The following is a 12,683-nucleotide window of genomic DNA, read 5'->3' on the forward strand; positions in this document are numbered from 1 at the left end:
ATGCACGGGCCGCCGGAGGCGGCTACTCGACCAGCATGAACGGCTGCCCTGCGAGATGCCGGACCGGCATGGGGCCCCTCTCTTGCTGGTCGAGTAGTGCGCGCAGCGCGCGTATCGAGACCCACTCGCGTCACAGGGACGAGCCTGCGGACCGGCCTTGCTGATGACGGCGGGTCTCGATACGCCCTGCGGGCATCTCGATGAGCAGGGGTCTCCCTGCGGGCGACTCGATCAGCAGGGGATGCGGCGCGGCGTCAGGACGCGCGGGTCGCGGCGTCGATCAGGATCTCGGCGGCGCGGCGGGCGTGCAGGGCGGACTCGGGGGTGCCCGAGATGGCGGCGGTGGTCTGCGCGCCCTCGGCCAGGATGGCGAGCTGCTGGGCCAGCTCGGGGCCGCCTCCCACCTCCTCCGTCAGCACGGCGAGGAAGCGCTGGAAGGTGTCCTTGTGCTCGCGGGCCAGCTGCGCGACCGCCGGGTTGGACGAGCCGAACTCGCCGAAGGCGTTGATGAAGCTGCAGCCGCGGAAGGAGTCCTCGGAGAACCAGTCGAAGAGGAAGTCGTAGATCGCCAGGAGCTTCGGGCGGGCGCCCGCCGCGGCGGCGACCCGGCTGCGCACGCCGAGCGTCCACTGCTCGTGGCGGGCCTGGAGCACGGCCAGGACCAGCGCCTCCTTGCTCGGGAACTCCGAGTAGAGCCGCTTCAGCGAGACGCCGGCGGCGGTGCGCAGCGCGTCCATCCCGACCGACTGGATCCCGCGCTCGTAGTAGAGGCGGTCGGCCGCCGCGAGGATCGCCTCGCGGGGAGGCGTTGCTTCGAGCGTCGGCGGCGTCATCCCTCCATCGTAGGCGCTGAGGGAACGCGCGTTCTCAGTTGTCCGACACTCGTTCGGCACTCAGCGCCCCGAGGCCCGCCCCGGTGTCGGTGGCTGCTGCTAGCGTCGGCCCCGCTCGGACCCCTCCTGATCGTCACCGGCGATCGGGCCCGCGCGAGAGGCGGTCCCCGTGGTTCTGGCGATGCAGGCGGACGACTTCGGCGGGCCCGAGGCCCTCCACGCGGTGACGACCGAGCCCGGCGAGCCCGCCGCCGGCCGGGTGCGGATCCGCGTGCGCGCCGCGGGCGTCAACCCCGCGGACGCGAAGCTCCTCCGCGGTCTCTTCGGTCGTGGGCGCACCCCCGTCCGGCCCGGCAGCGAGGTCGCGGGCGTGGTCACCGCCGTGGGAGAGGCAGCGACGGGGCCGCTCGGCGACGTCCGCGTCGGCGACGAGGTGGTCGCCTTCCGCGTCTCCGGCGGCTACGCCGAGGAGCTGGTCGTCCCGGCCGCCTCGGTGCTGCCGAAGCCGCCGGGCCTCGCCTGGGAGCAGGCGGCCGGGCTCCTGCTCACCGGCACGACCGCGGTGCATCTGCTCGAGGCGACGCACGTCTCCGCCGGCGACACCGTCCTGATCCACGGGGCGAGCGGCGCCGTCGGCAGCCTCCTCGTCCAGCTCGTGCGCGAGCGCGGCGCCCGTGCCATCGGCACGTCCAGCGAGCGGGGCGCCGCCGTCGTCGAGCGCTTCGGCGGAGAGTCCGTCCGCTACGGCGCCGGCCTGGTGGAGCGGGTGCGCGCCCTCGCCCCCGACGGCGTGGATGTCGCGCTCGACACGGCCGGCACCGACGAGGCGCTCGACGCCTCCGTCGAGCTCGTCGCCGACCGCTCCCGGATCGCCACCGTCGCCGGCTTCGAGCGCGGCGCGGCGCTCGGCGTCCTGGTGCTGGGCGGCGGCGCCGGCGCCGATCCGGGCACCGCTCTGCGCGACGCCGCCCGGGCACCGCTGCTCGAGCGGGCCGGCCGCGGCGAGCTCGAGGTGGTGCTCGGCCCCTCCTTCCCGCTCGCCTCGGCCGTGGAGGCGCTCGCGCTGGTCGAGTCGGGCCGCGCCGGCGGCAAGGTGGTGCTCCTCCCCTGAACGCCGTCGACCCCAGCGCCGCAGACTCCCGATCCGCGGACCCGCGCCCCGTCGACCTCGTCGCGAACGGCCCCTTCGACGTCGTCGGCGCCGCGAACCTCCTCCTGCACCACGCGCTGCCCGGCGTCGAGCGGGTCTCCGACGACGGGCGGCGGCTCGAGCGGCTCGTCACCGTCGGGTCGCGGGCGGTGCCGCTCGCGCTCGAGCTGACCGCGACCGGCGTGCGGGTCACGACGACCGACCCCGCCGTCCTCCCGCTGGTCCGCGCCTGGTTCGATCTCGACTCCGACGTCGAGGCGATCGGCGCCGCCCTCGCCCGCGATCCGCTGCTGGCCCCGATGGTCGCCGCGCGGCCGGGACTGCGGGCGACGCAGTACCCCGCGCCGTTCGAAGCCGCCGTGATGGCGGTCCTCGGCCAGCAGGTGTCGGTCGCGGCGGCGAGGACCTTCGGCGGGCGCGTCGTGACAGCGTTCGGCAGTGAGCGCGAGTGGGGCCTCCACTCGTTCCCCACGCCCGAGGCCCTCCTCGCCGGACCGATCGAGGAGCTGCGCGCTGCGATCGGCGTGACCCGGGCCCGAGCCGCGACCGTGCGCGCCGTGGCCGCAGCCTTCGCCGACGGGCTGGTGCTCGACCGCGCGGGCGACCTGCCCGAGCAGCGCCGGCTCCTGCTCGCGATCCCCGGCATCGGCCCGTGGACCGCCGACTACCTCGGCCTCCGGCTGCTCGGCGACCCGGACGCGTTCCCCGCGGGCGACCTGGTCCTGCGCCGCGCGCTCGGCGGCATCAGCACGGCGGCGGCCGACGCGGCCTCGCAGGCCTGGCGTCCGCACCGCGCCCACGCGGCCTTCCACCTGTGGGCCTCGACGGGCGCCGTCTGAACCCGTCGGAGCGGCCCGAGCGCGTTTCGCCTAGCCCGACGAGGCGCGCAGGACGAGGGTGCCCTCGAGGAGCGTCGAGCCGGTCACGCCGCCGACCAGGCGGTCGAGGGCGGCCTCGGCCAGCGCTTCGAGCGGCTGCCGCAGCGAGGTGAGCGGCGGAGCGCTGTACTCGCCCTCCCAGGTGCCGTCGAAGCTCGCGACCGCGATGTCGTCCGGCACCCGGAGCTCCGCGTCCCGCAGCGCGCGGAGCACGCCGATGCCGATCAGGTCGGAGGCGGCGAAGACGGCGTCGGGCCGGGGCGACAGGCCGGCCAGGACCCGGCCGGCGGCCCGGCCGCCCTCGCGGGAGTAGTCGCTGCGGAGCGCGGGACCCGGCTCCCGCCCGGCGTCGCGGCACGCCGACTCCCAGCCGCGCCGACGGGCCTCGACGCGGCCGCGGTCGTCCCGCTCGAGGTCGCCGACGAAGGCGATGCGGCGCCGCCCCGTCTGCAGGAGGTGGCGGGTCACCGCCGCCGCGCCGGCCTCCAGGTCGACGCCGACGCCGTTCGCCCCCGACTCGTCGCTGCTGTTGAGCTGCAGCCAGGGGACGCCGAAGGAGTCGATCGACCCCCGGTCGACGGGGCCGCCCGCCAGGAGGAGCACCCCGGCGATCTGCCGCGCGGTCAGATCGCGGAGGCGGGCGTGCAGGGCGTCGACGTCCGGGATCGAGGTGACCACGAGCAGATCGAGTCCTCGGGCGCGCGCCGCGTCCTCGACGGCGCTGGCCAGCTCGGTGAAGAGCGGATTGCTGAACACCCGCCGGCTGCCGACCGGGGCGAGCAGGGCGATGGTCCGGGAGGTCCCGGTCCGGAGGGCGGCCGCCGTGGCGTTCGGCCGGTAGCCGAGCTCGGCGATCGCCGCCCGCACCCGCGCCGCGGTCGCCTCGGCGACGGGCGCGGTCCCGGTGAGCGTGTACGTCACGACGGCGTCGCTGACGCCGGCCAGGCGGGCGACGTCGCGCCGAGTGACCCGTCGCGAGGTGTTCATCGCAGCGAACCTACCGCGCCCGTGCCCCCAGCGCCCGTGCCGCCGCCACCGCCCGCCCGAGCGCAGTCACCCGCCTCAGCTCGCGGGCGGCTGCACGCTCCCGACGCGGGTCACCTCGTAGAGCACTCCGCGCTCCGGGTGCAGGAGCGGCGGGACGAGTCCCGCTCGGCCGAGCAGGGCGCCGGACAGCTCGAAGGCCCCGCCGTCCTGCGGCCACCAGATCGCCTCGCGGGGGGCGAGGCCCCGCGTGCCGACGACGATCGGGGCCACTCGGTACACCGACTCCGGATCGAGGCCGGGCAGGCGGACCCGCCCGGGGGAGACGACGCCGGCGCGCGCGAGCGAGACGTACGCGTAGACGGCGGCCGAGCGGTCGGGAGCGACGACGCCGTGCACCGCGATCGTCTCGTCCGGGTGGTCCAGGCGGACGAGGTCGCCGCCGTGCAGCAGCGGCCGGAGCCGCTTGTGCAGGGCGATCCACTGGCGCAGCTCCTCGAGCTCCTCGTCGCCGGCGGAGCGCAGGTCCCACTCGACGCCGAGGTGGCCGAACAGCGCCGTCAGGGCGCGGAAGGATAGGTCGTGCACGCGGCCCGTCGTGTGCGAGGCCCCCGACGCGATGTGGGTCCCCATCAGCTCCGGCGGCAGCAGCTGGCCGGTCCAGCGGTTCATCTGCTGGCGGTCGAGCGGGTCGTTGTTGTCGGAGACCCAGACGCGGTCGGTCCGCTCCAGGATCTCCAGGTCGACCCGCGCTCCGCCCGAGGAGCAGGACTCGATCTCGAGCTCGGGGTGCAGGGCCCGGATCTCGTCCATCAGCCGGTAGACCGCGAGCGTCTGCCGGTGCACGCCCGGCGCTCCGTCGGGGCGCCGGCCCGCGTCGGTGAGGTCGCGGTTGTGATCCCACTTGATGTAGCCGATGTCGTACTCGTCGAGGATCGCGAGGATCGCGTCGCGGAGATGCGCGAAGCAGTCCGGATCGCCCAGGTCGAGGACCTGCTGCCAGCGCGACTCGGGCGGCATCCTGTCTCCGGTCGAGAGGATCCACTCGGGGTGCGCCCGGGCGAGGTCCGAGTCCGGGTTGACCATCTCGGGCTCGAACCAGAGCCCGAACTGCAGGCCGAGGGACCGGACGTGGTCGACCAGGGGGTGCAGGCCGTCCGGCCAGACGTCGCTCGAGACGGTCCAGTCGCCCAGGCCGGAGTGGTCGTCGCGTCGGCTGCCGAACCAGCCGTCGTCGAGCACGAAGCGCTCGATCCCGAGGTCGGCCGCGCAGTCGGCCAGTTCGACGAGCGCGTCGAGGTCGTGGTCGAAGTAGACGGCCTCCCACACGTTGATCGTGACCGGGCGCGCAGACTTCGGGTGACCGGGCCGCGCCCGCAGCTGGCGGTGGAAGCGTCGCGCGACCTCGTCGAGTCCGTCGCCGTAGACGGCGTGGATCCACGGTCCGGTGTAGGTCTCGCCGTGAGCGAGCCGGACCTCGCCGGGCAGCAGCAGCTCGCCGCCGCCGAGGGTCTGCACGCCGGTGTGCACGCGCTCGACCTGGTGGACGTGGTTGCCGGACCACGCGGTGTGCACGCCCCAGACCTCGCCGCGGGCGAAGCCGAAGCCGGGCTCGCCGACGCTGAGCAGGGTGGCGGCGTCCGCCCCCGTCCGCCCGTGCCGGCCCTCGCGGCGGTGCGCGCCGATGGTGACGGCCGAGCGCTGCGGCACCCGCTCCTTGCCCCAGCGGCCGGCGAAGTCGAGGATCTCGCTCGCCGAGGCCGGGGTGGGCAGGCTGAGCAGGAGCTCGTCGACCTGGTAGCCGTCCCCGCCGAGGTTGGTGAGCGCCGCCCGCATCCGCAGCACGCCGGAGGGGTCGAGGACGATCACGATCTCGAGTCCGAGCGCGGCGACGTCGTCCCGGGCGCGGACCACGAGCGTGCCCGCGCCGGCGTCCGCGATCTCGCCGGCCGCGAGGGCGGCGCCGTCGAGCTCGAGGCTCGTGGTGCGGAAAGCCGGCGACCAGGCCGCCCCCGCGCGGGATCCGCTGAGGCCGGGCCGGCCGGTCCAGCCGGTGGAGTGCTCGAGGAGCACCGCGAGGCGGATCGGCTCGTCGATGTCGTTCGGGCCGACCGGGGCGACGCCCGAGAGCACCAGCGCGTCGAACGCCGCCCGATCGAGTGGCCCGCAGTCCGCCCCCCAGTGCGCGACCGACGGGAGCCGGGAGTCGCTGAGGTCCAGCACGAGGGCGACTCCGGCGCTGCGGAGGACGACTCCGGTCGAGGAGGTGGCGAGTGTCACGGTGAGTGTTCCTGTTCTGCCCGGATCGGGGCTGTTCTGCCCGGATGGGGGCTGTTCTGCCCGGATCGGGGCTGTTCTGCCCGGTCAGGGCGCGGACGACGCGCAGCCGCAGGACTCCCGGAGGAGCAGCTCCCCGCGGAACAGCGTGTGGTGCGCCTTGTCGGGCGTGAAGTCGATGATGGTGTCGATCGCAGCGCGGGCCATCTCGCGGACCGGCTGCTTGAAGGAGGTGAGCCGCGGAACGCTGAACGCGGACTCCGCGGTGCCGTCGTAGGAGATGATCCGGAGGTCCTCCGGGACCCGGAGCCCGAGGTCCGCCGCGCCGCGGAGGACGCCGATGCCGAGGAGGTCCGAGCCGGCGAAGACGGCGTCGGGCCGGTTCGGGGTGTCCAGGAGCATCCGCGCCGCCTCGATCCCGCCCTCGCGTGTCCAGGTGGTGGTGACCACCGGTCCGGGCTCCAGGCCGATCTCCTCGATCGCCTCGGCCCAGCCCAGCACCCGCGGGTCGGTGGTGTCCTGCGAGCTCGCGCCGATGACGAGGCCGACGGAGCGGCAGCCGTGCACGTCGGCGAGGTGCTGGACGACGGTGCGCGCGCTGTGGCGGATGTCGACCCCGACGCTGGCGGCGCCGTCCGCGGGATGGAAGGCGTCGATCCACATCACGGGGACGGGGATCGAGTCGAGGGAGGAGCGGTCGCTGGCGTGCCGGACGCTCGAGAGCATCACGCCGTCGACGCCGCGCTGCGCGATCTCGTCGAGCAGCCGCACCTCCGTCTCGAGGCTCTCGTGCGAGTTGGCGATGAGCAGCGCGTAGCCGCGCTCCGTGGCCGCGATCTCGAGCTGCAGCGCGTACTCGGAGAAGAACGGGTTGCTCACATCGGCGACGATGAGGGCGAGGGTGTGCGTCCGGCCGGTGCGCAGGGCGCGAGCGGTGGAGTTCGGCCGGTAGCCGAGCTCCTCCATCGCCGTCCGCACGCGCTTCGCCGTCTCGGGAGTGACGTGCTTCGCCCCCGTCATCACGTAGCTGACGACGGCCGAGCTCACCTGCGCCCGCTCCGCGACGTCGTTGCGGGTCGGGCGCTTGCGGGGGGTGGTGGTGTCCGGCACGGGGTCTCCTCGAGTAAGCGACGATCGGCGGAGAGGGGGACAGGATCGCCCCCTCTCCGCCAGTCTGGCCGAAGCGCTACTGGAACAGCGCGTTCACCTGATCGTTCGCCGACGACAGGGAGGACGGGTCGGCCTGGCCCTCGAACACCGCGTCGACCGCCGGCTGCATGATGCCGTTGATCTTCGCCGCGTTGTCGGAGATCGGGAAGAGGAACGTGGTCCCCTCGTCGACCTGCCCGGTGAAGGCCGTGACGTCGATCCCGCGCTCCGCGAAGGCGGCCTGGGCCGCGTCCGAGCCGGAGGGGATGGCCGGGAAGACGACGCCGGCGGCGCCGATGACGTTCTGGCAGTCGGCGGAGGCCATGTACTCGACCCACTTGGCCGAGGCGGCCTTGTTGTCCGAGCCGGACCAGATGGAGTCGGCCAGTCCGTTGAACATCGTGGCGCGCTTGCCGTCGGGGCCGGTCGGGGTCGGCGCGGTGCCGACCTGGATGTCCTTGAGGCCGTAGAAGGAGTTGATGTTCCACGAGCCGTTGGTGATCATCGCGTACTTGCCGGCGCCGAAGGTCTGCGTCGAGTCGCTGCCGGTGACGGCCGCGAGGGAGGGCATGTAGCCCTCGTCGATGACCTTCGCCATCCAGCCGATGGTCGCCTGGAAGCGCTCGTCGTCGTAGTTGTACTTCGTACCCCAGGGGTTCTTGTCGGTGTAGCTCCAGCCGGTGGTGCCGGCGTACATCGACCACTGGGTCTGGCCGTTGCCGCCGCCGGACTGGCCGTCCAGGCCCAGGCCGTACACGGCGACGCGGGTCTTGTCGAAGCCGGCCTCGTCGCCGCGGACGCCGTTGACGTCGACGGTGAGGTGCGCGATGGCCTTCTCGTAGCTGCCGCCGTCGTCCGGGTTCCAGTCCAGGCCGGCGATCTGGTCGGCGGTGTAGCCGCCGTCCTCGACGAGGGCCTGGTTGTAGAAGATCGCGGTGGTGTCCCAGTCCTTCGGGAGCCCGTAGCGCTCGCCGTCCTCGCCGACCCAGAGGTCCGCGAGGCCCTTCTGGTACTGCGAGACGTCGACGCCGTCCTTCTCGACGACGCCGTCGAGCGAGACGACCTGGCCGTTGTTCACGAAGTCCGCGAACTTCGAGAGGTGGTCGGTGAACACGTCGGGGGCCGTGCCGGCGACGAAGCCGTTGGTGAGCTTCGTCCAGTAGTCGTCCCAGGAGTACTGCGAGATCGTGACGCTCACGTCCGGGTTCGCGGTGTGGAAGTCGTCGGCGCACTGCTGGTAGGCGGCCTTCTGGTTGTTGTCCCAGAGCCAGTAGTCGATGGTGCCGGAGGCGGAGCTGGTGTCGATGTCGGCGCTGTCGCCGCCACCGCTCGCGGCGCCGCCGGAGCCGCCGACGCAGCCGGTGAGTCCGAGGGTGAGGACGGTGGTGCCGGCCAGGACGGCGGCGGATCGTCGGAGGATGCGGGTCATGGTGCTGGTTCCTGTCTGCTGCTTCATTGCACGGGAGGGAAGGGAGGGGGAGAGTGAGGAAGGGGAAGGGGAGGAAAGAGGGGAAGGGGAAGGGGGCGGAGACGAGGGAGGGGGCGGAGAAGGGGGAGGGGGCGGAGAAGAGGAAGGGGGCGGAGAAGAGGGAGGGGGCGGAGAAGAGGGAGGGGCGGTCACTTCACGCCCGAGAAGCCGATGGAGTCGACGATGCGACGGCCGAAGGCGAGGAAGAGGAGGAGGACGGGGATGGCGGCGACGACGGTCGCGGCCATCAGTCCGGCCCAGTCCGGGCTGCCGCCCGGGGTCTGCGAGCGGAAGACGCCCAGGGCCACGGTGAGCACGCGGCTGTCCTCGGTGTTGCCGGCGAGCAGCGGCCAGAAGTAGTCGTTCCAGGTGTTGATGTAGGTGAGGATGCCCAGCGTCGCGAGCGGCGCCGTGCTCATCGGCACGATGAGGCGGAAGAAGATCCGCAGCTTGCCCGCTCCGTCGAGCTCGGCCGCCTCCTCGATCTCGCGGCTGATGCCGAGGAAGAACTGGCGGAGGAAGAACACCGCGAAGGGGGTCATCAGCAGCGTCGGCAGCGAGAGCCCGATGAAGGAGTTGAGGAGCCCCAGATCGCGCATCAGGACGAAGTTGGGCAGGGCGGTGAAGATCGGCGGGACCATCAGCGCGGTGAGGAAGAGGAAGAAGACGGCGTCGCGGCCGGGCCAGCGCAGTCGCGCGAAGGCGTAGGCGGCCAGGGAGCAGAAGAGCAGCTGGCCGAGGGTGACCAGGGTCGCGTAGGCGACCGAGTTGCGCAGGTAGAGCCAGAAGTTCACGGAGGCGCCCGACCCGCCCTCGGCGAGGGCCTGCTCCTGGGTGGAGAAGCCCAGGACGCGGGCGAAGGCGCCCCAGGTGAAGTCGACGGGCAGCAGCGAGGTCGTGTCGCTGGCGAGGGCGTTCCCGGTCGAGAACGCGGTGCGCACCATCCAGAAGAACGGGAAGAGGGTGACGACGAGGGCGAGGATCAGTGCGATCCAGGCGACGACGCGGCCGAGGGAGGGGCGGCGGGCCGGTCGGGTGCGCGCGGGGACGGGCGCGGGGGACGCGGCGGCGGCGGGATCGAGGGCGACGGGAGCTGCAGTGGACATCGGCGTTCCTTACGCGAGGTCGGACTGGTCGGCGCGCAGCAGCCGGAGCTGGATCAGCGCGACGCCGGCGAGGATGACGAGGAGGACGACCGAGATCGCACTGGCGTAGCCGAAGTCGTTCTCGCCGAAGCCGACCTGGTAGATGTAGTACTGCATGACCCTCGTGGCGTTGACCGGGCCGCCCCGGGTGGTGACGGCGACCGTGTCGAAGACCTGGAACGAGCCGGTCACGGTGACCACGAGGACCAGCGCGAGCACCGGCCGCAGCAGCGGCAGGGTGATCTTCCAGAACGACCGCCACTCGCTCGAGCCGTCGATCGCGGCCGCCTCGTAGACGTAGCTCGGGATGAGCTGCAGGCCGGCGAAGACCAGCAGCGCGGTGTAGCCCATGTGCCGCCAGACGTTGACCAGCGCGATCGTCGGGATCGCCCAGTTCGAGTCGGCGAAGAACGGGATCCGGGTGAGCCCGAGGTTCTCGATGACGCTGTTGACGAGGCCGAGCTGGTAGTCGAGCAGGAGGAACCAGATCATCGCCGCGATGACGTTCGAGATCAGGAAGGGCAGCAGGATCGCCCCGCGGATCACCACGGACTGGGTGAGGCGGTGCATCAGGACGGCGAGGCCGACCGCGACGACCGTCTGGACGACGATGTTGATCAGGACGTACTCGAGGGTGACGCCGACCGAGTTCCAGAACAGCGGGTCCTTCGCCAGGCGGAGGTAGTTGTCGAAGCCGATGTACGACGGCGCGCTCATCAGGTTGTAGTCCGTGAAGCTGAGGTAGATGCCGCGGATCGTCGGGACGACGTAGAAGGCTCCGAAGCCGACGGCCGCCGGGAGGATGAAGGCGAGCGCGACGAGCAGCTCGGAGCGGCGCGCCCGGCGCCGGCCGAGCGACATCGTCGGGCGGATCCGGACCGCGTCGGCGCCCTGGCGGGTGCGCCCCTCGCGGAGAGCCGTCATCGTGCGCACCCGGTTCGTCGCGCGTTCGACCGTCGTGAAAGCAGCAAGAGATGACTCCTTCGTCATTGTCCGAGCAGGTGAGGAGGCGCCCGTTCCGCGGTGCGGGGGAGCGTGCTGCGAAGGAAGCTACACGAGTAACCGGGAGGAATTCAACTGTTGAATGATTGTTCTTACATAACTACAGTCGGGCTCGGCTCCGAGCAGTGCTGCCGGGTCGGAGAGAGAGCATCATGACGATTCCGCCCGTGGATCCCGCACGCATCGCCGTGCAGATCGACCCCGACGGCGCCTTCGCCGACGTCCGATGCTCGGGCGTCCGCGTCCACCTCGTCGAGACCGGCTCCGGCGGTCTGCGGGTCGAGGTCGGAGCCGTCGCCGCCGTCTCGCGGGTGCGGCTGCGCTGGGCCGCAGCGATCCCCGAGGACTGCCTGGTGCTCGGGGACGCGTGGGAGCGCTCCTACGGCGAGCTCGAGTGGCGCGGCGTCCGCGCCGAGCGGGTCCTGCCCTGGACGGCCCTCGTGCACCACCCGCGCACGGGCACGACCGACGGCTGGGGCGTCGAGGTGGGCGGCGCCTCGCTCGCCTTCTGGCAGGTCGACCGGCGCGGAGTCACCCTGACGCTCGACCTGCGCAGCGGCGGTGCGGCGGTCGTCCCCGGCGACCGCATGCTCACTGCGGCGATCGTGCACGTCGTCTCCGGCGGTCAGGGGGCGCTCGCCGTCCAGCGGTCGCTCCTCCGCCGGCTCTGCCCGCAGCCGCTCACGACGGGCGGACCCCTGGTCGGCGCGAACAACTGGTACTACGCCTACGGACGCGACTTCGGCCTCGCCGCCGTCGTCCGCGACGCGCGCACGATCGCGGACCTCGTCGGCGACCACGCGGTGCGCCCGTTCGGCGTCGTCGACGACGGCTGGAGCTCCGCCGGGACCGCCGACGGCCTCGCGGCCTCACCGGGTCCCTGGCGGGCGGGTCGCCCGGACCGCTTCCCCGACATGGCCGAGGCGGCGGAGGCCGTCCGCGCCGAGGGCGTGCGGCCGGGCGTCTGGTTCCGGCCGCTGCTGACGCGCGAGGAGCCGATCGAGGGAGTGCGGGCCGGGCGGGACGGGGCGCTCGCCCTCGACCCCAGCTCGCCCGCCGTCCTCGAGCTCGTCGCGGAGGACACGGCGCGCCTCGGCGGCTGGGGCTTCGAGCTGATCAAGCACGACTTCTCGACCTACGACCTCCTCGGCTCGTGGGGTCCGGACTTCGGCGCGGCGCCCGGCTCCGGGCCCGCGCTGCACGACCCCTCCGTCACCACCGCCGAGGCGCTCGTGCGCTTCTACGCGACGGTGCGCGCGGCCGCCGGCGAGGCGCTGGTGCTGGGCTGCAACGTCGTCGGGCACCTCGCCGCCGGGCTCGTGCACGCGCAGCGGGTCGGCGACGACACCTCGGGCCTGCACTGGGACCGCACCCGCCGCGTCGGCGTCAACGCGCTGGCGTTCCGCCTCGCCCAGCACGACGCGTTCTTCACCCTCGACGCGGACTGCGTGCCCAGCACGACCGCCACCGACTGGGCGCTGAACCGCCGGTTCCTCGACCTCATCGCCCGCAGCGGGACCGCGCTCTTCGTCTCCGTCGATCCCGCGACGCGGACCGACGCCGTCGACGCCGACCTCGCGCAGGCGCTGCGGCTGGCGCTGGACGGCGGCACGCCCGGGGGAGTCGCTCCGCTGGACTGGCTGCACTCGCCGACGCCGTCGCGGTGGTCGGCGGGCGACGACGTCCTCGAGTACGACTGGGTCGGCCCCGGCGGTGCCGACGCCTTCGAGCCGTTCCTGGCCGGGAGTCCGGACCCGGCACTCTGAGCGGGGGCGGGCACGGCGCCCGCCCCCGCTC

Annotated in this window: 10 protein-coding genes; 3 read left to right on the forward strand and 7 right to left on the reverse strand. The window is 73.2% G+C overall.

The window, feature by feature from the left end; genetic code table 11:
• Nucleotides 1–254: 254 nt before the first annotated feature.
• A complete protein-coding gene (locus EDF43_RS14595; RefSeq protein WP_132437484.1) occupies nucleotides 255–833 on the reverse strand; it encodes a TetR/AcrR family transcriptional regulator in 579 nt (192 codons plus the stop codon).
• Nucleotides 834–1,002: 169 nt separating this feature from the next.
• On the opposite strand from EDF43_RS14595, the gene EDF43_RS14600 reads away from it, so the two are divergent.
• Nucleotides 1,003–1,944, forward strand: a complete 942-nt coding sequence (locus tag EDF43_RS14600) for an NADP-dependent oxidoreductase (RefSeq protein ID WP_243581259.1) — start codon at nucleotides 1,003–1,005, stop codon at nucleotides 1,942–1,944.
• Nucleotides 1,941–2,822 carry an AlkA N-terminal domain-containing protein gene (locus tag EDF43_RS14605; RefSeq protein ID WP_279389008.1) on the forward strand — a complete coding sequence of 294 codons (882 nt, stop codon included), beginning with the start codon at nucleotides 1,941–1,943 and terminating at the stop codon, nucleotides 2,820–2,822. The genes EDF43_RS14600 and EDF43_RS14605 overlap by 4 nt, the downstream gene beginning before the upstream one ends.
• 30 nt (nucleotides 2,823–2,852) lie before the next feature.
• Here the strand turns inward: EDF43_RS14605 and EDF43_RS14610 are convergent, their stop codons facing one another.
• From EDF43_RS14610 to EDF43_RS14640, 6 genes are all read right to left on the reverse strand, one after another.
• Nucleotides 2,853–3,848, reverse strand: coding sequence for a LacI family DNA-binding transcriptional regulator (locus EDF43_RS14610; protein ID WP_132437485.1), 996 nt, complete (start codon nucleotides 3,846–3,848; stop codon nucleotides 2,853–2,855).
• A 75-nt stretch (nucleotides 3,849–3,923) separates the two neighbouring features.
• Complete coding sequence (locus tag EDF43_RS14615) at nucleotides 3,924–6,125, reverse strand: alpha-galactosidase (protein WP_132437486.1); 2,202 nt, start codon at nucleotides 6,123–6,125, stop codon at nucleotides 3,924–3,926.
• Nucleotides 6,126–6,209: 84 nt separating this feature from the next.
• The gene (locus EDF43_RS14620; RefSeq protein ID WP_132437487.1) at nucleotides 6,210–7,232 is read right to left on the reverse strand and encodes a LacI family DNA-binding transcriptional regulator; all 1,023 of its coding nucleotides are present in this window, start codon (nucleotides 7,230–7,232) and stop codon (nucleotides 6,210–6,212) included.
• A 76-nt stretch (nucleotides 7,233–7,308) separates the two neighbouring features.
• A complete protein-coding gene (locus EDF43_RS14625) occupies nucleotides 7,309–8,700 on the reverse strand; it encodes a sugar ABC transporter substrate-binding protein (protein WP_132437488.1) in 1,392 nt (463 codons plus the stop codon).
• Between the two features lie 188 nt (nucleotides 8,701–8,888).
• On the reverse strand, nucleotides 8,889–9,845 hold the full coding sequence (locus tag EDF43_RS14635; protein ID WP_123736734.1) for a carbohydrate ABC transporter permease: 957 nt from the start codon (nucleotides 9,843–9,845) through the stop codon (nucleotides 8,889–8,891).
• Between the two features lie 9 nt (nucleotides 9,846–9,854).
• Nucleotides 9,855–10,745 carry a sugar ABC transporter permease gene (locus EDF43_RS14640; RefSeq protein WP_123732896.1) on the reverse strand — a complete coding sequence of 297 codons (891 nt, stop codon included), beginning with the start codon at nucleotides 10,743–10,745 and terminating at the stop codon, nucleotides 9,855–9,857.
• Between the two features lie 308 nt (nucleotides 10,746–11,053).
• Here EDF43_RS14640 and EDF43_RS14645 point away from each other — a divergent pair, with 308 nt between their 5' ends.
• Nucleotides 11,054–12,652, forward strand: a complete 1,599-nt coding sequence (locus EDF43_RS14645; RefSeq protein WP_207901777.1) for a hypothetical protein — start codon at nucleotides 11,054–11,056, stop codon at nucleotides 12,650–12,652.
• Nucleotides 12,653–12,683 lie beyond the last annotated feature (31 nt).

This window comes from Rathayibacter sp. PhB179 (assembly GCF_004345345.1).
Lineage (GTDB): Bacteria > Actinomycetota > Actinomycetes > Actinomycetales > Microbacteriaceae > Rathayibacter > Rathayibacter festucae.

Coding starts and splice junctions, on each gene's coding strand:
- EDF43_RS14595 (WP_132437484.1), bottom strand. CDS start 833: ATGACGCCGCCGACGCTCGAAGCAACGCCTCCCCGCGAGGCGATCCTC.
- EDF43_RS14610 (WP_132437485.1), bottom strand. CDS start 3,848: ATGAACACCTCGCGACGGGTCACTCGGCGCGACGTCGCCCGCCTGGCC.
- EDF43_RS14625 (WP_132437488.1), bottom strand. CDS start 8,700: ATGACCCGCATCCTCCGACGATCCGCCGCCGTCCTGGCCGGCACCACC.
- EDF43_RS14635 (WP_123736734.1), bottom strand. CDS start 9,845: ATGTCCACTGCAGCTCCCGTCGCCCTCGATCCCGCCGCCGCCGCGTCC.
- EDF43_RS14640 (WP_123732896.1), bottom strand. CDS start 10,745: ATGTCGCTCGGCCGGCGCCGGGCGCGCCGCTCCGAGCTGCTCGTCGCG.